We start from the raw sequence: 22713 nt of genomic DNA, 5'->3' as shown, positions 1-22713 counted from the left end.
GAACAGGAGAAGGAGAAGCAGTGCCGCACGCTACTGCTCGTCCGCTGCAGCAGTTCGCAGGGTGCTCTGCTTCGTCCGCAGAACGCAACCGGTCAGGCGCTCGTGGGCGTCGAGCACGTCGTCGGGGGTCACGGAGGTCAGACACGGGTGCCCGGGGACGGGGCAGTCGCGGGCCCGGCTGAGGCGGCAGGGCGCGTCCTGGTCGCCGAGCAGTTCGACGTGCTCGGCGTACGGCGCCCACTTCACGGCGGGCACCACCGGCGAGAACAGGCTGACGATCCTGGCGCCCACCGCGGCGGCCAGGTGGGCGGGTCCGGTGTTGCCGACGACGACGACCTCGGCTCCCGCCAGGACGGCGGCGAGCTCGGCCGGACTCGTCCGTCCGCCCAGGTCGAGCACGGGGGTGTCCTGGTCCGCGGCGACGTCAGGACCGACGACGAACGCCGTCAGGTCCCGCTCGCCGGGTGACCCGGTGACGACCACCGGGACGCCGAGGTCGCGGTAGGCGGCCACGAGGGCACGGTGGGCCTCCGGCGGCCACGAGCGTGCCTCGACGCTGGCGCCGGGGTGGACGACCACGTAGCGCTCGAGCGCGGCCACCGCAGCGGGTGCGACGGCGTCGTGCCGCACCACGAGCCTCCCGTCGTCCCCGGGCGGCAGCGCGAACCCGGTGGCCTCGGCGATGCGGAGGGCGCGCTCGGGTTCGGGGAGGTCCTCGGGCAGGTCCTCGCCGGGGCGGAGCCGGACGTCGAGCAGTGAGCCGGGGTGGTCGACGGACGCTCCGGAGACCCGCTCGACGCCGGCCAGGCGGAGCAGCATCGCGACCGGGAGCGGCGACTGGTGGAACGAGGTGAGCACGACGGCCTCGTCGACCTGTTCCTCGGCGACGACCGCGCGGAACTCGGCGAGGACGGCGTCGTCGAGCGGCCGGGCGGTCTCCGTGACCCACGGCGCCGCCCACACCCGGACCCGGTCGATGCCGGGCAGCAGGTCGGCGGCCGGGGCGCCCTGCGGACCGCAGAGCATGGTGACGTGCGACGCCCCGGCGGCGACCGCGCGGACGGCGGGACCGGTGACCAGGACGTCACCGAAGGAGTCGAGCCGGGCGACGAGCACCCGTGGTCCGGTGCGCCGGGCCGCCTCGCTCATGCCCGGGCCGCTGCGACGCGGGCGAGCGCCAGCGCGACGGCGTCCTCGATGGTGGCCGCGACGGTGGGGGCCGCGTCCACCTCCTCCTGCCGGGTGCGCGGGGTCGGCACCAGGATCGACTGCGCCCCGGCAGCGGCGGCCGCCCCGACGTCAGCGCCGATGTCCCCGATCACGACGAGCTGCGACGCGGGGACGCCGAGCCGTTCGGCGGCCTCGAGCACCAGGCCGGGTCGGGGCTTGCGGCAGGCGCAGTCGTCGGCGGAGCCGTGCGGGCAGACGCACCAGACGTCGAACGGCCCGACGAGCTCGTCCACGCGCGCGTTCGTCGCGTCGACCTGCTCGCGGGTGGCACCGCCCCTGGCGATCACCGACTGGTTCGTGACGACCCCGACCGGCAGCCCGGCGGCGCGGGCACGCTCGACCGCCCGGTGCGCACCGGGCACGGGCACCACCTTGTGCGGGTCGGCGTTGTAGGGGACGTCGATGACCAGGGTGTCGTCACGGTCGAAGAGGAGACCGCGCACGACACGGTCCACGGAGAGAGCCATGCCCTGAGTTCTACCAAGGACGTGTGTCGCGGGCGGCAGGAAGGCCGCGGACCGCGCGTCCCGGGCGTGGCTGCCGCCGTGCCGCTAGCGTCGGGAGCGTGACCGCCCTCGAAGCCCTGCCCCCGTCCGACGGCCGCCCCGAACTCGTCGTGCTCCGCGCGATCAAGCTCGGCGACCTGCTGGTGGCGGTCCCCGCGCTGCACGCCATTCGCCGGGCCTTCCCCGACCACCGCATCAGCCTCGCCACGACCGCCTGGCTCGCCCCCGTCGTCGAGCTCATCCCGGACGTCGACGTGCACCTCGCGCAGCAGGGCTTCGACCACCCGATCGGCGTGCCCGCCGGGGTCACCGACGTCGCGGTCAACCTGCACGGTGCCGGCCCGGAGTCGCAGGACCTCGTCGACGCACTCGGCGCCCGGCTCGTCATCGCGCACGGTGGCGCCGAGGGGCCCGCGTGGGAGCACGGACCGGTCAACGAGCGCGAACGCTGGGCCGGCCTGCTCACCGCCCACGGGTACGCGGCCGACGCGGACGACGTCGCCATCACGCGTCCCGTCGAGCCGCCCGTCGTCGAGGGCGCGGCGGTCGTGCACGTCGGCGCCTTCCACGGCGCCCGACACTGGCCCGTCGACCGCTTCGCCGAGGTGGTGCGCGGGCTGCAGGAGCGTGGCTTCCACGTCGTCCTGACGGGAGGCTCGGCGGACGTCGAGCGCGCCGCCGCCGTCGCCGACGCGGTCGGTCTGGCACCCGGGGCCGTCCTGGCCGGGGTCCTGGACCTGCAGCCGTTCGCCGCGGTGGTCGCCGCGGCGCGGCTCGTCGTCACCGTCGACACCGGTGCCGCGCACCTGGCGTCCGCCTACGGCATCCCGTCCGTCGTCCTCTTCGGCCCGGCCCCGCCCGAGTCGTGGGGACCGCCGGCGACCGGACCACACATCGTGCTGACGGACGCCTCGGTCCGCCGCGGTGACGTCTTCGCCGAGGACCCCGACCCCGCGATCCTCGCCGTGCACGCCGCCGACGTGCTCGGGGCCGTGGACGAGCTCGGCGTCGCGCCCGACCTGCGGACGACGGCGACGACCGACCGGTAGCGTCGAGGCGCGGCTTCGGATCGTCCGGAGGCCGCGGAGGGAGCACCGTGTTCGAAGCGGCCAACATCCGGGACTGGATCGGCCTGCCGGTCGTCGACGAGAGCGACGACAAGGTCGGGAACCTCGAGAGCATCTACTACGACACCGCGACGTCCGAGCCCGCGTTCGGGTCGGTCACCACCGGTGTGATGGGCTTCACGAAGCTCGTGTTCGTGCCCCTGGTCGGTGCGACCGTCACCCCGAAGCACCTCAGCGTGACGTTCGGCAAGAAGCTCATCAAGGACGCCCCGACGATCGCGACGGACGGCGAGCTGACGGCGGAGCTCGAGCCCGAGGTGTTCGCGCACTACGGCCTGGAGTACCGCACGGGCAGCGGCGGCGAGCGGCGACTCGGCCGACGCTGATCGGCCCGCGGGTAGGGTGATCGTCCCCGACCACCCGACCCGCACCCGAGGGGCCCGCCCTGTTCCGCTCCGCCCGTTCGACGCTGCTCGCCGCCCTGGCGCTCGTCGGTGTGCTCGCGGTCGGGGTGGTCGCTCCGGCTCCGGCCTCGGCAGCACCGTCCTGGCCGGTCCCGCAGCCCTACCGGGTGGCGTCCCCGCCCGCGGAGGAGCTCGCCGGGCTGCCCCCGGGGAGCGAGTACGTCGCCCTCGGTGACTCGTACTCGGCCGGGTACGGCCTGGCCGACCCGACCCGGCTGCCGGTGTCCGCGTGCGGGCAGTCCGCCAGGGACTACCCGCACCGGATCGCCGCCCGCTTCGGGCTCGCGCTGCAGGACGTCACCTGCGGCGGGGCCACGAGCGAGGACGTCACCGAACGGCACCAGTTCAAGGGCGTTCCCCCGCAGATCGAGGCCCTCTCGGCGCGCACTCGGCTCGTCACGCTGACGATCGGCGGGAACGACGCCGACCTGTTCGGCACGGCCGCGTCCTGCCTGGCACTGACGGCGAAGGGCCCGGTGTTCTCCGGCCGCGACGCCTCCTCCTGCCGGAGCACCCTCGTGCACGACGGCGAGGACCAGCTCGGTGCCAAGATCCAGTCCCGCGTGGCGCTCGGCATCGCCGACACCCTCGCCGCGGTCCGCCGGGCCGCGCCGAACGCCCGCGTGCTGTTCCTCGGGTACCCCGCGATCTTCCCCGACGCCGAGCACACGCCGGCGAGGGGGTGCTTCCGCGCCGGGCTCGACCTCGGCACGCTGACCGGGTCGTTCCCGACGGACACCTACCCGTTCACCGACACGGACGTCGAGTACCTGCACGGCGTGCAGGAGGAACTGGACGACGTCGCCCGGTCCGCTGCCACGGCGGCCGGTGTCCGCTACCTCGACGTCTTCCGGAGGACCCAGGGACGGACGAGCTGCGCCCGCTCCGGCGCGTACGTGTCCGGCGTCACGCTCGACTCCACGAGCGGCTTCCGCCGGATCGACCTGGAGCCGGGCGCGTTGCACCCCAACAACCGGGGCGTCGCCTGGCTGACCCGGCAGGTCGCGGCCGAGCTCCGCACCGTCGCCGGCTGACCCGCTCCCACATCGTGGGAGCAGACGACGTCGGGTCGCCCGCCGCGACTCGACGACTCCCGCTCCCTCACCTCGGGGCGGCGAGCCAGTCCAGGGCCGCGGGGACGCCGGCCAGGACCGAGACGTGTCCGGCACCCGGTCGTTCGTGGAGCACGGCGCCGGGGACGGCTGCGGCGATCGACCGGCCGTGCGCCACCGGGACCACCCGGTCGTCCACGCCCTGCTCGACGAGGGTCGGCACGTGCACGTCGGTGAGCGCGAAGCCCCACCCGGTGACGAACGCCCGGTCGTCGTCGGCGCTGCCCACGCGCCCCGTCTCGCCGGCGGCCTGCGCGTCCTGACCGAGCGCCGCCCAGTCGCCGTCGAGCGCTGCCCAGTCGGCGTCGGTGAACTGCGCCGGGTCGAAGCCGGCGGTGTCCGCCCAGGTGAGCCGAGCCTCCCGTCCGAGGACCGCCGCACGCAGGCCGCCGTCATCGGCCATGCCGTCCCACCAGGCTGGCGCATCGACGAACGGGGCGGGGGAGGCGAAGGTCGCGACCGCGGTGACCCGGTCGGGCAGGAGAGCCGCCGCGGCGAGGGCGTGTGGGCCGCCGCCGGACCCGCCGATCGCGGCGACCCGGTCGATGCCGAGGGTGTCGAGGACCTGCTCGAGGTCGCGGGCGCCGTCGGCGACGGTGCGACCCGGCAGGGGGTCGGCGCCGCCGAAGCCGGGGCGGGTGACGGCGACCAGGCGGAGGCCGCGTGCGGTGGCGGCGGCGAGGACCGGGGCGAGGTGGGCACCGGTGTGCGGGGTCTCGTGGTGCCAGACCACGGTGGCGGTGCCGGCGCCGGTGGTGCTGCCGGTGGTCGGGCCGGTGTCGGCGACGAGGACCGTGCGACCGTCGGCGAGGTGCAGGGGCGTCATGCGGGCGAGCGTAGCCTCGGGGTGTGGTGCGGAGTGCGGGACTGCTGCTGTACCGGAGCGCTGCGTCCGGGGCCGAGCTCTTCATCGCGCACATGGGCGGTCCGTTCTGGCGTCGGCGGGAGCGCGCGTGGTCGATCCCGAAGGGCGAGTACACCGACGAGCCGCCGCTCGAGGCCGCGCTGCGGGAGTTCCACGAGGAGATCGGCGTGCCGGCGCCCGACGTGCCGTGGACCGAGCTGGGGGAGTTCCGGCAGGCCTCGGGCAAGCGGGTCGTCGTCTTCGCCGGCGCGGCGCCGGCCTTCTCCGTCACGGCGGTGCGGAGCAACACCGTCAGGCTCGAGCTGCCGCGGGGCTCCGGCCGGTTCGTCGACGTACCGGAGGTCGACGACGCCCGGTGGGTGTCCGTCGACGACGCCCGGACGATGCTCGTCGCCGGGCAGGTCGCGGCGGTGGACGCACTCGTCGGGGTGCTCGGTCGGTCGGGCTGACCGAGGTCGGGGTGACGATCACGTCTCGATCTGTCCCTGGCGTTCGCGCGGTGGATAGCCTGGACGGACGTCGCGGCGGACGGGCCGGCGCGCGGACAGGGGAGATCGCATGCGCCGGTGGCGGATGATGACGGCCGGGTTGACCGGGATCGTGCTCGGAGCCGGGCTCGCGCTCGGCGGGGCGACCAGTGCCTCGGCCGAGCCGAACGGACACTGGGGCACCTTCACGGTCAGCGGCGCGAGCAGGGCCTACACGGGGACGATGACGCTGCCGGGGTTCCCCGAGACGACCTTCACGTCGAACTCGCGGCAGTCCACGGTGATCAGCGGGGCCTCGACGTGGCAGGGTCCCGCGACGGCACCCGGTGCGGTCTACGGCACCAGCCGGAACTCCACCTACATGAACCAGCGGCCGACGACGGACTCTGCGACGGGTACGTCGACCACCACCTACCGGTTCGCGACCCCGACGCCGGGTGCGTCCAGCTGGTCCTTCGTGCTCGGGGACATCGACGCCGACCAGGCCACGATCTCCGCGACGGTGCAGGGTGGTGCGCCGGCGACGGCCGCACAGCTCGGCTACCGGAGCTCCTACAACTCCTGCTCGTCGGTCTCGCCGGGCGGCTGGTCGTGCCCCGCGGACCCGGGCGGCGTGGCTGCGGGCCAGGACGTCCCGACGTGGGACCCCGCGACGCGCACGCTCACCGGCAACTCCGCGGCGAACGACACCGCCGGAGCCACGGCGTGGTTCACGCCCACGGTGCCGCTCGACTCGCTGACGATCACGTACCAGCAGCGGAGCGGCTTCCCGGTGTACCAGACCTGGTTCGCGAACCGCACGGCGGCGATCTCCGGCGTCGCGACGCTCGACGGCACGCCGATCCCCGGCGCGACGGTCACCGTCACCGCGCTGCGCGGCACGAGCTACACCACGACGACCGACGACGAGGGGCGCTACGTGTTCCCGCAGCTGCCGGTCATCAACGACTACCGCGTGGACGTCGCCGCGCCCTCGGGAGCGACCGGCACCGCGTCCGTCCCCGGCGTCTCGCTGAACACTGCGCCGGGCGGGGTCGACCGCACCGTGGACTTCCCGTTCACCTCGCCCCCGGCGACGACGTCCGTGATCGGCACCGTGACGGACGGCGCCGGTCACCCCGCCGCGAACGTCCCGGTCGTGATCACCGACCCCTCCTCGCCGGACACGGCGCCCGTCCAGGTCGTCACGAACAGCGACGGCGTCTACGCGGGGGCGGACCTGCCCGCGTCGACCGACCTGGCCGTGGCCGTCGGTGACGAGGCGCCCACGACCATCACGACCGGCGCCGCCGGGGTCGCGCCCGTGCCGCAGGAGCCGATCGCGGCGCCGAGTGCCGTGAACACGGTGACCGGCACCGTGACCATCGACGGCACCTCCGTGCCCGCGGGGGTCGTCGTCGAGCTGTTCGACGCGGACGGCACGCTGGTCGGCTCCACCGAGACCGACGCTGCGGGCGCGTACCTGTTCGCCGCGGCACCCGGCACCTACACCGTGCGGACGACGACGCCCGTGCCCGGAGCGACCGGCGGGGTCGAGCGTGATGCGGTCACGACGACGGGCGACGCGACCGCCGTGGACTTCCCGTTCGCCACGCCCGCTGCCCCGACGGCCGTGGTCGTCGACCAGCCCGGCACCGTGACCGACGCGGACGGCGAACCCGCGGCCGGCGTGACGGTCGTCGCGACCCCGACCGAGCCCGACTCGGGCGGTCCCGTGACCGCCACCACCGGCCGGGACGGCACCTTCGACCTGACCGGCCTGGAGCCGACCACGTCCTACCAGGTCGTCGCGGGAACGGGTGACTCCGCCGGTGAGCCGCAGACGATCGTGACGCCGGAGACCGGGTCGGCCGTGCCGCTCGCACTCGTCGTGCCCGCGGCCGTGGTGCCGACGCCCACGCCGACCCCGACGCCCACGCCGACCGCGACGCCGACGCCGACCGCGACGCCGAGCCCCGTGCCGACGACGCAGCCGACCACGCCCCCGACCGTCGGCGGTGGGACCACGCCGTCCTCGTCGACGGGCGGCACCGGTGCGGGCGGGCCGCTGGCCTACACGGGCGCGGACGTCCTGCCCGCAGCCCTGGCGGCCGGGGTGCTCGTGCTCCTGGGGGCCGGGCTGCTCACGTTCCGCGCTGTCCGCAACCGCCGTCGGACGGAGCACCTGCAGGACTGACGCCGGCGCTGCCGGGTGCGCCGGGCCTCCTGGTCGACCTGACCTGGGCGCGGAGCTCGGCTCTCGCACAACCGAAGACGGCTCGCACCACGGAATCCCGTGGCGCGAGCCGTCTTCTGCCGTGCGCCACCGTGGGGGACTGCGCCGTCTTCCGTCGTGCGCCGCCGTCGGAGCCTGCGCCGCCGTCGTGCGCGGCCGTCGGAGACTGCGCCGCCGTCGGAGCCTGGCCGCCCCGACCGGCCGCCGCCGTCGGAGCCTGCGCGACTCGGAGACTGCGCGACTCCGGGCCTCGCCGACCGGTCACGACACCCCGCTCAGTGCTGCCGAACGGTCGGAGCTCGTCGCATCGAGCACCGAGGACCGACGTCCTGCGACCACTCGGCGGGCTGCAGTCGGGGTGTTGCGACCACTCGGCCGCCCGCCAATCGGCCGCCCGCCGCCCCGCTGCCCGGCCACCCGACCACCCGCCGCGCTACTCCGCCACGTGCCGCGTCCGCGTCGACCCGGTCACCGTGGCGACCGAGCCCGTCATCGTCTGGATCGCCCGGCTGATCGTCGGGATCGACGTGGTGACGACGGCGAGCGAGGACGTGATCGCCTCGATCGAGGACGTCGACAGGTGCTCCTGGTGCGACGAGTGCAGCGGGAAGCCCCGCCGCGCGGCCACGACCACGCCGAGGGACCCGAGCAACACGACTGCCCCGGCGATCGGCAGGGTCTGCATGCCCGTCATCCCGAGCACCTGCCCGCCGATGGCCGCACCGCCCGCGATGCCGATGTTCGACGCCCCGTTGACCAGTGCGCCGGCGATGTCGGGGGAGACGCCCCCGGCACGGATCGCCGCCGCCATGAAGAGCGTGCCCGTCGTGCCGTTCGCGGCCATCCACACGCCGGCGACGACCATCGTCCCGATGATCGAGCCGTGCACGAACGGCAGCGCGACGAACGCGGCCGCCATCACCGCGACCGACACGATGAGCGTCTGCCGGGGGGCGGTGTCGACGAACACGCCGGCGAGCCACAGCCCGATGACCCCGGTCCCGCCGAGGACCAGCAGTGCCCCGCTGACCAGGCCCGTGTCGAGCCCGGCGTCGATCGCGTAGGGACCGACGTACGTGTAGACGATGTAGTGCCCGGCGAAGAGCAGCAGGTCGGCGACGACGACGGCGAGCAGCCCGGTGCGCGCCCAGGCCCGCGGCGACCCGATGTGCGGCGACGACGTGCCGCGGACGGCCGGCAGGAACAGGGCCGCGACGACGGCGAGTGCCGCGGCGCACACGGCCACGGACCCGACGGCGGGGCGCCACCCGATCGACTGTCCGACCCCGGTGGCGAGCGGCACGCCGATCACGAAGCCGAGCGAGCTGCCCGAGTACACGAACGCGATCGCCCGGCCGGCGAGACGCGGGGGGACGATCCGGGTGGCGTACGCCGACGCGACGGAGAAGAAGAGCGCGTGCGCGACGCCCCCGACCACGCGCCCGGCACAGACCACGGCGAACGACGGCGCGAGCGCGACCATGAGGTTCGACACGGCGTACCCGATCAGCGTCGCGACGAGCACGGCCTTCCGGGGCAGCCGCGCGGTGAAGGACGTCAGCGGCAGCGCCAGGACCGCCACGGCCGCGGCGTACACGGTGATGACGATCCCCATCTGCGACTCGGTGACGCCGAGGTCGGTGCTCATGGTGCCGAGCAGCCCGACGGGCATCAGCTCGGTGGTGATGGCGAAGAAGGTGGCGAGGCCGAGGACGGCGATGCCGACGACGGCCTTCGAGGTCAGGACGGACGTCGTGACGGACGACGTGGTCGACGCGGTCGACGTGGTGGTGACGGACGCGGTGCTCGTGGACACGGGGCTGACCTCCTCGGGACGTGGTGGAGCGCGCGACGGGTTCGTCACGTCGACGACACCACGACCTTGTCGGTCGGGCAGTGCGCGCTCGCGGGTGGGATGTGTGGTTGGTCACTCCACGGCGAGTGCGATCCATCCAGTGTTGCACGCCACCACGCAGGAGCGCGAGTGTGCGGAGGAACTTCGAAGGAGCGCTCCAACGGCCCCGTCGTCAGAACTCGTTCGTCACCGTGCCGCGCACCCCGCCGCCGACCAGGTCGACCGTCATCGTGCCGCTCAGCGACGACGCGGACAGCGACACCGACCCGTGCAGGGCGTCCTGGCGCGGGTAGCAGGCACTCGTCGCGTGCCGGCGGTCGGCGGTCGCGACCAGGCAGATGGTCGCCCGGTCCGTGCCGACCCCGGCCCACACCGCCCACGGCGTGGCTGCGTCGTCCCCGCTGAGCGACCGGTTCGTGAACACGAGCCGCGTGGTGTGCAGGCTGACCGGCGCCTCGAAGGCCCCCGGCAGCTGGTCGGCGTACGTCTGCGGTGCGTCGAGCAGCTGCTCGAGCGTCACCGATCCCGCCGTCGGCGTCACCGAGGGCGACGAGGGCGTGACCGGGTGGGCGTTCCCGACGGCGAGCCCCGTCCCGAACGCCACGACCACGACGGCCGCGACCCCGCCGGCCACCCACGGCCGTGCCAGCGCCCACCGAGCCAGTCGGAGCGGTCTGGCCCACGGACGGCCTGGTGCCGGGGTCGGCGCGGCGTCCTGGTCGCCGACGTCGTCCTGGGCAGGACCGTCGCCCGGCGCCCGGTCCCGCAGGCCGGCGTCGTCGCCCGGCACCCAGTCCGGCAGGCCGGCACCGTCGCCCGGCACCCGGTCCGGCAGGTGGTCACGGTCGGCCTGGAGGCTCGGCACGGCCTGGCCACGCGGCTGCGCCTCCTCGACGTCGGTCGCGTCGCCAGGCACCGCTGCGCGCACCCGCCCACGTCCGCGCTGCAGGTCCCCGAGGGCGATCCGCGCCCGGGCGGCCTCGGCCTCGCTCGACCCGGCGCCCCAGGCGATGCCCTCGAGGCGCGCGCGTTCGCCAGCGGTGTCGCGGTCGTCGTCGGCCATGCGCACTCCCGGGCTCCGGTCGTTGCTCTCGTCGGTTCTCATGCTGGCACTCGGACCGCTCCGGCGCGCACCCAGATCGGGGGGAGTACGCCGGGGACATGACAGACGCACGCGAGCCCGACGCCGAGACCCTCGAGCCACTCAGCCACGACACCCAGTCCGGTGAGGCCGACTACGTCGCGACGAGCCCCGGCGGCAGCGGCACCGAGCGCCACGTCCCGCTCCCGTCCGAGGAGCAGGGACGCGACACCGAGTACGACCCGGTCGACGAGGGGCCGAAGCACGAGGGCTGAGCCGCCTCAGCGCACCAGCCGCCGCAGCACCGCCCGCTCGCCGTACGTCCACGTGGCACTCGTCACGACGTAGACCGCGGCGGCGAGCGGTGCGATCGCGGCGAAGACCACCGTGAGGAACGGTGCCCACCGCCCGATCGCGGTCGCGGCGGCAGCGCCGGGGACGTCGGCGTCTGGTGCGGCGACCGGGTTCCAGTGCAGGGCCGACCGACGGGTGGCCTCGACCACGACGGCGAGGACGACGAGCAGTACGACCACCACCCAGGCGTGCACCCACAGCGGGGAACTGACCACCGCCACCAGGGACTGTCCGAGCGGCACCCCGGCGAGCGTGGCCTGGAGCAGCACGTTCGACGTCCCCGCGATCGTCGTGTGCGTGAAGAGGGCGTACAGCAGCGACACGACCGGGGCCTGCGCGAGCACCGGCAGGCATCCGGCGAGGGGTGAGACCTGCTCGGCGGTGTACAGCTCCTGGACAGCGCGCTGCAGTCGCTCCCGGTCAGCCCCGTGGCGCTTCCGCAGCGCAGCCAGCTGCGGCGCGAGTCGGCGGCGGTCCCGCTCCGCCCGCACCTGCAGGACGGACAGGGGCACGAGCACGGCGCGCACCACGAGGGTGACGAGCACGACGGCCAGCGCCGCGGCCAGCGGTCCGGCGACGGGGGAGAGCGCCCCGGAGAGCGAGGCGAGCAGGTCGGCGCCGAGCTGCAGCAGTGCGCCGACGAAGGGCAGGGTGGAGAGGTCCATGACGGTTCCGTTCGAGAGGTGTGGTCGAGGTCACGTGTGCGACCCGCCACCGATCGATCGGCGTCAGGTCGCGAGGACCACCCCAGGAGCCCTCGGGCGCGCGTGCCCCGCGGCGTCGGGGTGGCTCCACGCGATGCGCGTGCCGGCGTCCACCGGCCGGTCTGCCTCGGACGCTGCCGGACCGACCCGGATCCCGAGCACCAGGACGACCAGCTGCGCGACGACCACGGCGGTGCCGACAGCCGCGACACCGAGTGCGGCCACGGCGAGCAGCGGCAGGACGCCGGTGGAGGGGTCGACGGCGAGCAGCGCGGCGACGGCGCGCAGGATCACCTCGATGACGGTCATGGTCCGTTCAGCGTAACCCCCGCGTGCCGCGGTCCCCAGGTGCGTCGGGCACGGGAGGATCGCCGCATGACCTCCCCGAGCACCCCCGCGACGCTGGCGCTGGAGCGTGCGGGCGTGCCGTTCGTCCCACACGTCTACGAGCACCACGAGACGGCGACGAACTTCGGTGAAGAGGCCGCCGCCGCGCTCGGGCTCCGTGAGGAGCAGGTGTTCAAGACGCTCGTCGTGTCGGTCGACGGCGCCCTGGCGGTGGCGATCGTCCCCGTGGCGAACCGGCTCGACCTCAAGGCCATCGCCGCCGCGGTCGGTGGCAAGAAGGCGACCCTGGCCGACCCCGCCCTGGCGGAGAAGCGCACCGGGTACGTCGTGGGCGGCATCAGCCCCGTCGGGCAGCGCTCGAAGATCCCCACGGTGCTCGACGCGTCGGCGTCCGAGTACGCCACGATCTTCGTCTCGGGCGGTCGTCGCGGGTTCGACATCGAGATCGCCCCGGGGGACCTGCTCCGCGTCACGGAAGCGACCACGGCGGCCATCGCGCGGACCTGAGTCGAGTCGGCGCAACTTTCTTCCTTGACCGGGAATGCCCCGGTACCTCCTGCGTTGCATTGAGTCGAAGGCACTCAAGTACCCCCAGGAGGTCCCGTTGCCAGAACAATCCGGCCCCATCGGCGGGCGTGACTCGTTCGACGAGTTCCTCGCACGCCTCCTCGCCGCCCAGAACACCGGCCAGCAGCGCTCCATGCCGTTCGGCCGCCCCGTCGACATCACCCGACTGCTCAGCCGTCGGACCCACGAGATGCTCCAGCGCACCGCCGAGTACGCGGTCGAGCAGGGGCAGCGGGAGATCGACGCCCTGCACGTCCTGCACGTGCTCGTCCGCACGCAGCCGTTCGACGCCGTCGTCCGGTCCGCAGGCGTCGACCCCGAGCGCCTCGCGGCCGAGGTCGAAGAGCGCCTCCCCGCCCCGTCGTCCGAGCCCGTCGAGGGTCGTCCCGCGCTGACGCCCTCCGCCCAGCGGATCCTCGTCGAGGCCACCCAGGCCGCACGCGGCTTCGGCAGCACCTACACCGACCCCGAGCACGTCTTCTTCGCGCTCGTCATGGACCAGGAGACGGTCACCGGCCAGCTCCTCGCGAACGCCGGGATCACCCCGGCCGTCATGCAGTCCTACGCACAGCAGGCCGCCGACGCGGCACGAGAGGGGCGCCCCATGCCAGGCACCAGCGAAGCGGCTGACACCCGCACGGACAGCGAGACGCCGACGCTCGACCAGTTCGGCACCGACCTCACCCAGCGCGCCCGCGACGGGCACATCGACCCGGTGATCGGCCGTGCGGACGAGATCGAGCAGGCCGTCGAGATCCTGCTCCGTCGGTCCAAGAACAACCCCGTCCTGATCGGTGAGCCCGGCGTCGGCAAGACCGCGATCGTCGAGGGCCTCGCCCAGCGCATCGTCGACGGCGACGTCCCCGCCCTGCTGCAGGGCAAGCGCGTCGTCGCCCTCGACCTGCCCGCCATGCTCGCCGGCACCCGCTACCGCGGTGACTTCGAGGAACGCCTGACGAAGGCCCTCGACGAGATCAGCGCGCACGCCGACGAGCTCATCGTGTTCGTCGACGAGCTGCACACCGTCGTCGGTGCGGGTGGCGGCGGTGAGGGCGGCTCGATGAACGCGGGCAACATCCTCAAGCCGCGCCTGGCCCGGGGCGACCTGCACATGGTCGGCGCCACCACGCTCTCGGAGTACCGCCGGATCGAGAAGGACGCCGCCCTCGAGCGTCGCTTCCAGCCCGTCACGGTGGGGGAGCCGAGCGTCGAGGACGCGGTCGCGATCCTCACCGGGCTCAGCCCGCGGTACGCCGAGCACCACGGCGTCACCTACACCGAAGGTGCCCTGCGCGCCGCGGTCGAGCTCTCGCACCGCTACGTCACCGACCGGCACCTGCCCGACAAGGCGATCGACCTCATCGACCAGGCCGGCGCACGCAGCCGCCTCCTCCGATCGGGGGACGTCGACGTCGAGGCGCTCCGCGACCAGCTCGCTGAGCTGATGGCGGAGAAGGACCGCGCGGTCACCGATGAGCGCTACGAGGAAGCGTCCCGCCTCCGCGACCAGACCGCCGACCTGGAGGCCCGGATCGCCGCTGCTGGATCGGCGGACGCTGGGCGGGCCTCCCGTCCGGACCAGACCGACTCCGTGATCACGGAAGCGGACGTCGCAGCCGTCGTGTCCCGTGCCACCGGCATCCCCGCGGCCCGGCTCACCCAGGGTGACCGGACCCGTCTCGCCCGACTGGAGGACGAGCTGCACCAGCGGGTCGTCGGACAGGAGGATGCGGTGCGCGCCATCGCGACCGCTGTCCGACGCAGCCGGACCGGGATGGGTGACCCGGATCGCCCGGTCGGGAGCTTCCTGTTCCTCGGACCGACCGGTGTCGGCAAGACCGAGCTCGCGAAGGCCCTCGCGTCGTCGCTGTTCGGTGACGAGTCGGCCATGCTCCGCTTCGACATGAGCGAGTTCGGCGAGCGGCACACCGTGTCCCGGCTGGTCGGTGCCCCTCCCGGGTACGTCGGCTACGACGAGGCCGGCCAGCTGACCGAGCGCGTCCGCCGGAACCCGTACTCGGTGATCCTGCTCGACGAGGTCGAGAAGGCACACCCCGACGTGTTCAACCTGCTGCTGCAGGTGCTCGACGACGGTCGACTCACGGACGGACAGGGCCGCACCGTCGACTTCCGCAACACCGTGGTCATCATGACGTCGAACATCGGGTCGGAGTTCCTCGCGTCACGCTCCGGCGCACTCGGGTTCTCCGCGTCGGCCGACGGGGGCTACGGCGAGGACGACCTCCGGAACCGCGTGATGGGCAAGCTGCGCGAGTCGATGCGCCCCGAGTTCATCAACCGGATCGACGAGATCGTGCTCTTCCGCAAGCTCGACCGGACGCAGCTGCGCTCGATCGTGTCGCTGCTGCTGGCCGAGACCTCGCTGCGCCTCATCGCGCAGGACATGGTGCTCTCGGTCGACGAGGCCGCGGTCGACTGGCTCGCCGAGCACGGGTACGAGCCCGAGTACGGCGCCCGTCCGCTCCGTCGCCTGATCCAGCGCGAGGTCGACGACCGCGTCGCGACGCTCGTCGTCGAGGGTGCCGTGCAGGCCGGGGACACCGTCCGCATCGCGGTGTCGGGCGGGTCGCTCGTCGCACGGGTCGCCACACCGGCTGCCGTCTAGGCAGACGACCCACTGAACGCCCCGGGACCGATCGGTCCCGGGGCGTTCTCGTGTGTTCAGTTCTGCAATTCCGACGCATTTCGGGGAATGGGTTGCGCGGTCGGGGAGAATGTCGCTACTGTTCACACGTCGCGAACCACGGTTCCCGACACCGCCAGTTGCTGTTCCTGACCCGCGCCGAAAGGGGGCCGACCATGATCTCGATCATCACCATCACCACGCAGACGCCGTTCCGTGCAGTCCGTGGGACCACCGGCTCCTCCGCCGGGTCCTGCTGACGCGACCGCGTCCGCCACGCTCAGGCTCGTCACCACGCACTGGTCCGTCGCCACGACGGCCCGCCGGTCCTGACCACCACGTCCCATCCGGGTGATGCCGAGCACTGCTCGTGCCGTGGTCGTCTCCCGCTGATCGTCCTCGATCAGCGCGGTGACCGGTCGGTCGTCCCGTCGGGTCGATCATGGCGCCGGACACGTCCTGCGCTCTCCACGACGCGGTCGTGCGGGGTCGGGAAAAATGTGCCCGGAATGCCGTCCGAGCATGCGGACGTACGTCGTCGCGGAATGTCGAACTGCATTCTCGTGACCGATCGGCGTGCATTCCTGTGCGCCTGTCGGTCGATCCTCCCTGCCCGAGCGCCGGCGAATCCGTCGCGCCCTCAGGGCCCCGGAACCACTCCGAACCAGAACCGGTGACCACCATGTCCACGAAGTCCGTCCTCCGCCAGCCCGGCGCGACCACCGCAGCCCGCTCGGTCTCCCTGACCGATCGGCTCGCGATGCGCCTCGGGATGGCACTCATCGTCTGGAGTCGACGCACCCGCCCGCAGCGGCTGCCCGTCGACCTCTTCCTCGCCGAGCAGCTCCGCCGGGAGCGCGCCGCTCGCGAGGCCGAGTGGGTGATGCTCGGCGCCACGATGCACATGTGGCGATGAGCGCACCGCGCACCACCGACGGGTGGCCCGACCGTCTCGACGGCCGGGCCACCCGTTCCTGGTGCTACCGCCGGTTCGCCACCAGCGCCTGCGCCTGCGCGGACCACCACGTGCCCGCAGCCGGACCGCCGTTGCACGTGCCGTCGCTCGACCCCGGTGTCTTCACCCAGAGGAGTGCGTCCATCGCTGTCGTGCCGGCACTGACCCGTGGTGTCTGCCCGAGCCCCGCTCCGGTCGGGTTGCACCACGTGCCCTTCCACCCACGGCCGTTCCGGGAGACGTCGACGACGTAGTGGGAGCCACTGGTCAGCGCGCTCACCCGGTCGGCGTACGCACGCTCCTGGTCGACGAGCTGGAAGTTCGCGACGTTCGTGAAGAACCCGCGCGCCTGGGCGACGCCGGCCGACCGCAGCAGGGCCGCCTGCGCCTCGGCCGTGTTCCACGTGCTGTTGCCGCCGTCGAGGTACGTGGGGACGCCGGCCGCGGACAGCGCGGCCACGGCCTCCGCCAGCAGCGGCGGACGCGTCGCGGCCTCGCTCGTGCACCGGGGGAGCGCCGACAGCGAGTCCGGTTCGACGAGGACCACCGCCCGGTGACCGCGGAGGTCGTCCGCGATCCGCTGGTTCCACGCCAGGTAGTCCGCGGCGGACAGGCCGCCGGCCGAGTACCCGCCGCAGTCCCGGTTCGGGATCGCGTAGGTGACGAACACCGGGGTCCGGCCGGCTGCCTCGGCCGCCGCGAGGGCACGGGCCAGGTACCGGTCGAGCATGTCGCCCCGGAACCACTCGCCGAGCCAGATCGCGACGGGCTGCGCAGCGATGGTCCGTGCCGCAGCGACGCCCGCGGTGTCGCCGGACACGGTCAGCGCGGTCGCCGCCTGGGCCGCCTGGCCGTCCGGCTGGACGAAGAGGCCACCGGCGAAGACCTGGCCGGTGGTCGCGGTTCGGATGGTCGCGGTCGTCACGGTCGGCGCTGCCTGGGCCGGGCTCGCCGCGACGAGCCCGGCGACCACCGCGGTCACGGTGAGCGCTGCGACGGCGGAGACCGCGGTCCTGGTCCTGGTCCTCCTGCTGGTCGTGCTGCTCGTACGGTTCCTGGTCCTGGTGCGTTCGTCCACGGTGTCGCATCCCCTGTCCCTGTCGGCGGGCGCCCGGTGCGCCCGTGTCCCGACCGGTCCAGGGGACCCCGAGCAACGGGTCGTCGGCCAGGACCAGAACGCGGGGGTTGACCGTGCGGGCAGTGTCCGGACAAGGGCCGTGCGGACCGTACGGTTGGTGCATGACCGAAACCGCGTCCGACCTCGTCCAGCGACTCACGGCGATCGTGCCGGACTTCCCGAAGCCCGGCATCCTGTTCCGCGACGTCACCCCGGTGTTCGCCGACGCCGTCGCGTTCGGCCGGGTGTGCGAAGCGCTCGCGGCGCCCTTCGCGGTCGGCGGCGGGTTCGCCGTCGTCGCCGGGATCGAGGCCCGCGGGTTCGCGCTCGCCGGCGGCATCGCGGCGCAGCACCAGGTCGGCGTCCTGACGGTCCGCAAGGCCGGCAAGCTCCCCGGCGAGGTGCTCAGCGAGCAGTACGCGCTCGAGTACGGCGAGGCCGAACTCGAGCTCCGTCCCGCGCAGCTCCCGGCGGGCACCCGCGTGCTGGTCGTCGACGACGTGCTCGCGACCGGTGGCACCGGTGCTGCCACCATCACGCTGCTCGAGCGTGCCGGGTACGAGGCGATCGGGTTCGCCGCCCTGCTCGAGCTCGACGGGCTCGCCGGCCGCGAACGGCTCGAGACGCGCCTGCCCGTCACCACGCTCGGCGCCGTCCCCGCCTGAGTCGCGCCGACGCCTCCGGGCCAGACCTGGTGGCGCCCGCTCGCGCACTAGTCTTGACGAACCGTTCCTACCGAGGAGTCCCACCATCGTGACCGAGTCAGTCGCATCGCCGGAAGCCGGCCAGCCCGCAGACGTGCCCCAGGCACCCGAGCCCCGCACCGCGACGACGACCACGACGGGCACCGAGCTCTTCGACGGTGTCCGCGGTGTCGTCGCGATCCGTGTCGACGGCGTTCTCAAGGACCTCGCCGCCGAGGTGCAGGACGGCCAGACCGCCGAGCCCGTCACCCTCGACGAGCAGGACGGGCTCGACATCCTCCGCCACTCGGCCGCGCACGTGCTCGCGCAGGCCGTCCAGCAGATCAACCCGGACGCCAAGCTCGGGATCGGCCCGCCCGTCACCGACGGCTTCTACTACGACTTCGACGTCGCCGAGCCCTTCACGCCCGAGGACCTCAAGGCCATCGAGAAGGGCATGGACCGCATCGTCAAGCAGGCCCAGCGCTTCCGTCGCCGGGTCGTGACGGACGACGAAGCCCGCGAGCTGATGGCGGGGGAGCCCTACAAGCAGGAGCTCATCGGGCTCAAGGGTGCCGCAGCCGACGGCGACTCCGGCGAGAGCGTCGAGGTCGGTGCCGGCGAACTCACGGTCTACGAGAACGTCGACCCGAAGTCCGGCGACGTCGTCTGGCAGGACCTCTGCCGTGGCCCGCACGTGCCGCACACCCGGTGGATCGGCAACGCCGCCAAGCTGATGCGCGTCGCGGCCGCCTACTGGCGCGGCTCCGAGAAGAACCCGCAGCTGCAGCGGATCTACGGCACCGCGTGGCCCGACAAGGACCAGCTCAAGGCGTACCTGGTGCGACTCGAGGAAGCCGCCAAGCGCGACCACCGCAAGCTCGGCGCCGAGCTCGACCTGTTCTCGTTCCCGGACGAGATCGGCTCGGGACTGGCGATCTTCCACCCCAAGGGCGGCATCATCCGTCGTGAGATGGAGGACTACTCGCGCCGTCGGCACGAGCAGAACGGCTACTCGTTCGTCTACACGCCGCACATCACCAAGGGCGACCTGTTCGAGCAGTCCGGGCACCTCGGCTGGTACAAGGACGGCATGTTCCCGGCCATGCACATGGACCAGGCCACGGACGAGGACGGCAACGTCACCCGCCAGGGTGCCGACTACTACCTCAAGCCGATGAACTGCCCGATGCACATCCTGGCGTACCGCTCGCAGCCCCGGTCCTACCGCGACCTGCCGCTCCGCATGTTCGAGTTCGGCACGGTCTACCGCAACGAGAAGTCCGGCGTCATCCACGGCCTCACCCGCGTCCGTGGCATGACCCAGGACGACGCCCACATCTTCACCACCAAGGAGAAGATGAAGGAGGAGCTCACCACGACCCTCGAGTTCGTGCTGTCGCTGCTCCGTGACTACGGCCTCGACGACTTCTACCTCGAGCTGTCGACGAAGGACCCGGAGAAGTACGTCGGCGACGACGACGTCTGGGAGGAAGCCACCAACACCCTGCGCGAGGTCGCGGAGGAGTCCGGGCTCGAGCTCGTGCCGGACCCCGCGGGTGCGGCGTTCTACGGCCCGAAGATCTCCGTGCAGGCCCGTGACGCCATCGGCCGCACCTGGCAGATGTCCACCGTCCAGCTCGACTTCAACCTGCCGGAGCGCTTCGGCATCGAGTACGCCGCCGCCGACGGCACCCGCCAGCGCCCCGTGATGATCCACCGTGCGCTGTTCGGGTCGATCGAGCGCTTCTTCGGCGTCCTCACCGAGCACTACGCCGGTGCCTTCCCGGCCTGGCTCGCCCCGGTCCAGGTCGTCGGGATCCCCGTCGCTGAGGAGTACGGCGACTACCTCGACGAGGTCGTCGCCAAGCTCCGTGCCGAGGGCGTCCGCGCCGAGGTCGACCACTCCGACGACCGGATGCAGAAGAAGATCCGTACGCACACCAAGCAGAAGGTGCCGTTCCAGCTGATCGCCGGTGGCGAGGACCGCGACGCCGGCGCCGTGAGCTTCCGCTTCCGTGACGGGCGCCAGGACAACGCCGTGCCCGTTGACGAGGCGGTCGAGCGCATCCTCACCGCGATCCGCGAGCGCGCGCAGGTCTGATGTCCGACACCGAGGACGACCGGCTGGTCATCCGGGACGCGGCCACGCAGGCCGCGGTCCCGGATGCCTTCCAGCGCCTGTGGAACCCGCACCGGATGGCGTACATCGACTCCGGGCGGGCCGGCGAAGGCCGCGGGCACAAGGACGACTGCCCGTTCTGCGAGGCCCCGCGGAAGTCCGACGAGGACGCCCTCATCGTGGCCAGGGGCGAGCACGCCTACGTGCTGCTCAACCTGTACCCGTACAACAACGGCCACCTGCTGGTCTGCCCGTACCGGCACGTGCCGCTCTACGACGAAGCCACCCCCGAGGAGCTCCGCGAGATCGGCGAGCTCACCCAGACCGCGATGCGCGTCCTGCGGGAGGTGTCACACTGCGACGGCTTCAACATCGGCATGAACCAGGGCGAGGTCGCGGGCGCCGGTGTCGCTGCGCACCTGCACCAGCACGTCGTGCCGCGGTGGGAGTCGGACTCGAACTTCTTCCCCGTCATCGCCAGGACGAAGTCGATGTCGCAGATGCTCGGGGACACCCGACGACTGGTCGCGGACGGCTGGTCCGCACAGCAGTCCTGAGCGCTCAGCACTAGGATGGGGGCATCATGAGCGACAGCACCAGCACCACCGACACCAGCACTCCCGGCACCTCCATCACCGGATCGTCCCGCGTGAAGCGCGGTCTGGCGGAGATGCTCAAGGGCGGCGTCATCATGGACGTCATCGACGCCGATCAGGCCCGCATCGCCGAGGAAGCCGGCGCCACCGCCGTCATGGCACTCGAGCGCGTGCCCGCCGACATCCGTGCGCAGGGCGGCGTGGCCCGCATGTCGGACCCCTCGATGATCGAGGAGATCATCGCCGCGGTGTCCATCCCCGTCATGGCGAAGGCCCGCATCGGTCACTTCGTCGAGGCCCAGGTCCTGCAGGAACTCGGCGTCGACTACATCGACGAGTCCGAGGTCCTGTCGCCGGCCGACTACGTCAACCACATCGACAAGTGGAACTTCACGACGCCCTTCGTCTGTGGCGCCACGAACCTCGGCGAAGCACTCCGTCGCATCACCGAGGGCGCGGCCATGATCCGTTCCAAGGGCGAGGCCGGCACCGGGGACGTGTCCGAGGCCACCCGCCACATCCGCACCATCGCCAAGGAGATCGCAGCGCTCCGCCACCTGAAGGACGACGAGCTCTACGTCGCCGCCAAGGAGCTCCAGGCGCCGTACGACGTGGTCAAGGAGGTCGCCAGCACCGGCACCCTCCCCGTCGTCCTGTTCACCGCCGGTGGTGTCGCCACCCCGGCCGACGCGGCGATGATGATGCAGCTCGGCGCGGACGGCGTCTTCGTCGGCTCCGGCATCTTCAAGTCCGGCGACCCCGCCAAGCGTGCCGCCGCCATCGTCAAGGCCGTGACCTTCCACGACGACCCCAAGGTCATCGCCGAGGTCTCGCGTGGTCTGGGAGAGGCGATGGTCGGCATCAACGTCGCCGACGTCCCCGCACCGCACCGCCTCGCCGAGCGTGGCTGGTAGTCCGACCACGGGCGCGGCACCCCGCATCGGGGTGCTCGCGCTGCAGGGCGACTTCCGCGAGCACATCGCCTCGCTGACGGAGCTCGGCGCCGAGGTGGTGCCGCTCCGCCGTCCCGAGGAGATCGCGGGCCTGCACGGTGTCGTGATCCCCGGCGGCGAGTCCAGCGTCATGGACAAGCTGTCCCGGGCGTTCGGTGTCGCGGAGCCCCTCGCCGAGGCGATCCAGGGTGGGCTGCCCACCTACGGCACCTGCGCCGGCATGATCATGCTGAGCGAGCGCATCACCAACGCGATCGGCGGGCAGCAGACCCTCGGGGTCCTCGACACCACGGTGCGGCGCAACGCGTTCGGCAGTCAGAACGACTCCTTCGAGACGGACATCCCGATGCCCGACCTTGGCGAGGCCCCGGTGCACGCGGTGTTCATCCGCGCACCCGTGGTGGAGCAGCACGGCGACGACGTCCACGTCCTCGGGGCGCTGTCCGACGGCCAGGTCGTCGCGGTGCAGCAGGGCAACGTCATCGCCAGCGCCTTCCACCCGGAGGTCGCAGGGGAGGACCGCTTCCACAGGCGCTTCCTCGACCTCGTCCGGCACGCCTGACCGGCGCGTCCGCCCGTCCGCACGACACCGGCGTCTCGCCATGCGTGTCGCCGTGCCTGCTGAGCTGAACACCGGCGTTCCGGCGGGACACCGGCGATCCGGCGGGACACCGCCGAATTCCGCGGCGTCACACCCGAACACCGGTGTCGTGCCGCGCCTCCCTGACACGACACCGGTGTCCCGCCGTCCCGGGCGGTTCCCCACAGGCCGCCCAGGGTGAGCCCC

Annotated in this window: 22 protein-coding genes; 14 read left to right on the top strand and 8 right to left on the bottom strand. The window is 73.0% G+C overall.

The genetic code is table 11. From position 1 onward, the window contains the following. Positions 1-30: 30 nt before the first annotated feature. Together ITJ68_RS08775 and ITJ68_RS08770 are read right to left on the bottom strand one after the other, a co-directional pair. On the bottom strand, positions 31-1149 hold the full coding sequence (locus tag ITJ68_RS08775; protein ID WP_194660910.1) for a glycosyltransferase family 9 protein: 1119 nt from the start codon (positions 1147-1149) through the stop codon (positions 31-33). Continuing rightward, a complete protein-coding gene (locus ITJ68_RS08770) occupies positions 1146-1697 on the bottom strand; it encodes a D-glycero-alpha-D-manno-heptose-1,7-bisphosphate 7-phosphatase (protein WP_194660909.1) in 552 nt (183 codons plus the stop codon). The genes ITJ68_RS08775 and ITJ68_RS08770 overlap by 4 nt, the downstream gene beginning before the upstream one ends. A gap of 98 nt (positions 1698-1795) precedes the next feature. Between ITJ68_RS08770 and ITJ68_RS08765 the strand changes: the two genes are divergently transcribed. The 3 genes from ITJ68_RS08765 to ITJ68_RS08755 all read left to right on the top strand — a co-directional run bounded on the left by ITJ68_RS08765 (position 1796) and on the right by ITJ68_RS08755 (position 4301). Continuing rightward, a complete protein-coding gene (locus tag ITJ68_RS08765; protein WP_194660908.1) occupies positions 1796-2785 on the top strand; it encodes a glycosyltransferase family 9 protein in 990 nt (329 codons plus the stop codon). A 47-nt stretch (positions 2786-2832) separates the two neighbouring features. Beyond that, positions 2833-3189 (top strand): PRC-barrel domain-containing protein, encoded by a 357-nt coding sequence (locus tag ITJ68_RS08760; RefSeq protein ID WP_194625702.1) that lies wholly within the window; start codon positions 2833-2835, stop codon positions 3187-3189. Positions 3190-3374: 185 nt separating this feature from the next. Continuing rightward, complete coding sequence (locus ITJ68_RS08755; RefSeq protein WP_194660907.1) at positions 3375-4301, top strand: SGNH/GDSL hydrolase family protein; 927 nt, start codon at positions 3375-3377, stop codon at positions 4299-4301. A gap of 67 nt (positions 4302-4368) precedes the next feature. Here the strand turns inward: ITJ68_RS08755 and ITJ68_RS08750 are convergent, their stop codons facing one another. Continuing rightward, on the bottom strand, positions 4369-5205 hold the full coding sequence (locus ITJ68_RS08750) for an alpha/beta fold hydrolase (RefSeq protein ID WP_194660906.1): 837 nt from the start codon (positions 5203-5205) through the stop codon (positions 4369-4371). A gap of 23 nt (positions 5206-5228) precedes the next feature. Here ITJ68_RS08750 and ITJ68_RS08745 point away from each other — a divergent pair, with 23 nt between their 5' ends. Then, positions 5229-5693 (top strand): NUDIX domain-containing protein, encoded by a 465-nt coding sequence (locus ITJ68_RS08745; protein WP_194660905.1) that lies wholly within the window; start codon positions 5229-5231, stop codon positions 5691-5693. 109 nt (positions 5694-5802) lie between these two features. Beyond that, the gene (locus ITJ68_RS08740; protein WP_194660904.1) at positions 5803-7908 is read left to right on the top strand and encodes an MSCRAMM family protein; all 2106 of its coding nucleotides are present in this window, start codon (positions 5803-5805) and stop codon (positions 7906-7908) included. 472 nt (positions 7909-8380) lie between these two features. Here ITJ68_RS08740 and ITJ68_RS08735 read toward each other — a convergent pair whose 3' ends face one another. Both ITJ68_RS08735 and ITJ68_RS08730 read right to left on the bottom strand, forming a co-directional pair. Further along, positions 8381-9763, bottom strand: coding sequence for an MFS transporter (locus tag ITJ68_RS08735; RefSeq protein WP_194660903.1), 1383 nt, complete (start codon positions 9761-9763; stop codon positions 8381-8383). Positions 9764-9974: 211 nt separating this feature from the next. Then, positions 9975-10865 (bottom strand): hypothetical protein, encoded by an 891-nt coding sequence (locus ITJ68_RS08730; RefSeq protein ID WP_194660902.1) that lies wholly within the window; start codon positions 10863-10865, stop codon positions 9975-9977. A gap of 98 nt (positions 10866-10963) precedes the next feature. Here ITJ68_RS08730 and ITJ68_RS08725 point away from each other — a divergent pair, with 98 nt between their 5' ends. Then, positions 10964-11158: a hypothetical protein gene (locus ITJ68_RS08725; protein ID WP_194660901.1), complete on the top strand. Its 195-nt coding sequence runs from the start codon at positions 10964-10966 to the stop codon at positions 11156-11158. 6 nt (positions 11159-11164) lie between these two features. Here the strand turns inward: ITJ68_RS08725 and yidC are convergent, their stop codons facing one another. Both yidC and ITJ68_RS08715 read right to left on the bottom strand, forming a co-directional pair. After that, on the bottom strand, positions 11165-11902 hold the full coding sequence (gene yidC, locus ITJ68_RS08720; protein ID WP_194660900.1) for a membrane protein insertase YidC: 738 nt from the start codon (positions 11900-11902) through the stop codon (positions 11165-11167). Positions 11903-11965: 63 nt separating this feature from the next. Then, positions 11966-12250, bottom strand: coding sequence for a DUF6412 domain-containing protein (locus ITJ68_RS08715; RefSeq protein ID WP_194660899.1), 285 nt, complete (start codon positions 12248-12250; stop codon positions 11966-11968). Between the two features lie 66 nt (positions 12251-12316). On the opposite strand from ITJ68_RS08715, the gene ybaK reads away from it, so the two are divergent. The 3 genes from ybaK (at position 12317) to ITJ68_RS08700 (ending at position 16416) form a co-directional block, all read left to right on the top strand. Continuing rightward, positions 12317-12796, top strand: a complete 480-nt coding sequence (gene ybaK, locus ITJ68_RS08710; protein ID WP_194660898.1) for a Cys-tRNA(Pro) deacylase — start codon at positions 12317-12319, stop codon at positions 12794-12796. 97 nt (positions 12797-12893) lie between these two features. Further along, the gene (locus tag ITJ68_RS08705; RefSeq protein ID WP_194660897.1) at positions 12894-15482 is read left to right on the top strand and encodes an ATP-dependent Clp protease ATP-binding subunit; all 2589 of its coding nucleotides are present in this window, start codon (positions 12894-12896) and stop codon (positions 15480-15482) included. Between the two features lie 691 nt (positions 15483-16173). After that, the gene (locus tag ITJ68_RS08700; protein WP_194660896.1) at positions 16174-16416 is read left to right on the top strand and encodes a hypothetical protein; all 243 of its coding nucleotides are present in this window, start codon (positions 16174-16176) and stop codon (positions 16414-16416) included. A 64-nt stretch (positions 16417-16480) separates the two neighbouring features. Here the strand turns inward: ITJ68_RS08700 and ITJ68_RS08695 are convergent, their stop codons facing one another. Continuing rightward, positions 16481-17533, bottom strand: coding sequence for a glycoside hydrolase family 6 protein (locus ITJ68_RS08695; RefSeq protein WP_194660895.1), 1053 nt, complete (start codon positions 17531-17533; stop codon positions 16481-16483). 161 nt (positions 17534-17694) lie between these two features. Here ITJ68_RS08695 and ITJ68_RS08690 point away from each other — a divergent pair, with 161 nt between their 5' ends. From ITJ68_RS08690 to pdxT, 5 genes are all read left to right on the top strand, one after another. After that, entirely contained in the window at positions 17695-18237 is a 543-nt protein-coding gene (locus ITJ68_RS08690) for an adenine phosphoribosyltransferase (protein WP_194660894.1), read from the top strand. Positions 18238-18325: 88 nt separating this feature from the next. Continuing rightward, positions 18326-20359 carry a threonine--tRNA ligase gene (thrS, locus tag ITJ68_RS08685; protein ID WP_416354644.1) on the top strand — a complete coding sequence of 678 codons (2034 nt, stop codon included), beginning with the start codon at positions 18326-18328 and terminating at the stop codon, positions 20357-20359. Beyond that, complete coding sequence (locus ITJ68_RS08680) at positions 20359-20934, top strand: HIT family protein (protein ID WP_194660893.1); 576 nt, start codon at positions 20359-20361, stop codon at positions 20932-20934. The genes thrS and ITJ68_RS08680 overlap by 1 nt, the downstream gene beginning before the upstream one ends. 26 nt (positions 20935-20960) lie before the next feature. Continuing rightward, positions 20961-21887 carry a pyridoxal 5'-phosphate synthase lyase subunit PdxS gene (gene pdxS, locus ITJ68_RS08675; protein WP_194660892.1) on the top strand — a complete coding sequence of 309 codons (927 nt, stop codon included), beginning with the start codon at positions 20961-20963 and terminating at the stop codon, positions 21885-21887. Further along, complete coding sequence (pdxT, locus tag ITJ68_RS08670) at positions 21877-22488, top strand: pyridoxal 5'-phosphate synthase glutaminase subunit PdxT (RefSeq protein ID WP_194660891.1); 612 nt, start codon at positions 21877-21879, stop codon at positions 22486-22488. Before pdxS ends, pdxT begins: the two co-directional genes overlap by 11 nt. The last annotated feature ends 225 nt before the right edge of the window (positions 22489-22713 follow it).

It is taken from the genome of Curtobacterium sp. VKM Ac-1395 (genome assembly GCF_015350975.1).
In the GTDB taxonomy this organism is placed as follows: Bacteria; Actinomycetota; Actinomycetes; order Actinomycetales; family Microbacteriaceae; genus Curtobacterium.
This window is presented reverse-complemented; position numbering and strand designations above follow the sequence as displayed.

Coding starts and splice junctions, on each gene's coding strand:
- ITJ68_RS08680 (WP_194660893.1), top strand. CDS start 20,359: ATGTCCGACACCGAGGACGACCGGCTGGTCATCCGGGACGCGGCCACG.
- ITJ68_RS08750 (WP_194660906.1), bottom strand. CDS start 5,205: ATGACGCCCCTGCACCTCGCCGACGGTCGCACGGTCCTCGTCGCCGAC.
- yidC (WP_194660900.1), bottom strand. CDS start 11,902: ATGGACCTCTCCACCCTGCCCTTCGTCGGCGCACTGCTGCAGCTCGGC.
- ITJ68_RS08730 (WP_194660902.1), bottom strand. CDS start 10,865: ATGGCCGACGACGACCGCGACACCGCTGGCGAACGCGCGCGCCTCGAG.
- ybaK (WP_194660898.1), top strand. CDS start 12,317: ATGACCTCCCCGAGCACCCCCGCGACGCTGGCGCTGGAGCGTGCGGGC.
- ITJ68_RS08775 (WP_194660910.1), bottom strand. CDS start 1,149: ATGAGCGAGGCGGCCCGGCGCACCGGACCACGGGTGCTCGTCGCCCGG.
- ITJ68_RS08770 (WP_194660909.1), bottom strand. CDS start 1,697: ATGGCTCTCTCCGTGGACCGTGTCGTGCGCGGTCTCCTCTTCGACCGT.
- ITJ68_RS08690 (WP_194660894.1), top strand. CDS start 17,695: ATGACCGAAACCGCGTCCGACCTCGTCCAGCGACTCACGGCGATCGTG.
- ITJ68_RS08740 (WP_194660904.1), top strand. CDS start 5,803: ATGCGCCGGTGGCGGATGATGACGGCCGGGTTGACCGGGATCGTGCTC.
- ITJ68_RS08725 (WP_194660901.1), top strand. CDS start 10,964: ATGACAGACGCACGCGAGCCCGACGCCGAGACCCTCGAGCCACTCAGC.
- pdxS (WP_194660892.1), top strand. CDS start 20,961: ATGAGCGACAGCACCAGCACCACCGACACCAGCACTCCCGGCACCTCC.
- ITJ68_RS08715 (WP_194660899.1), bottom strand. CDS start 12,250: ATGACCGTCATCGAGGTGATCCTGCGCGCCGTCGCCGCGCTGCTCGCC.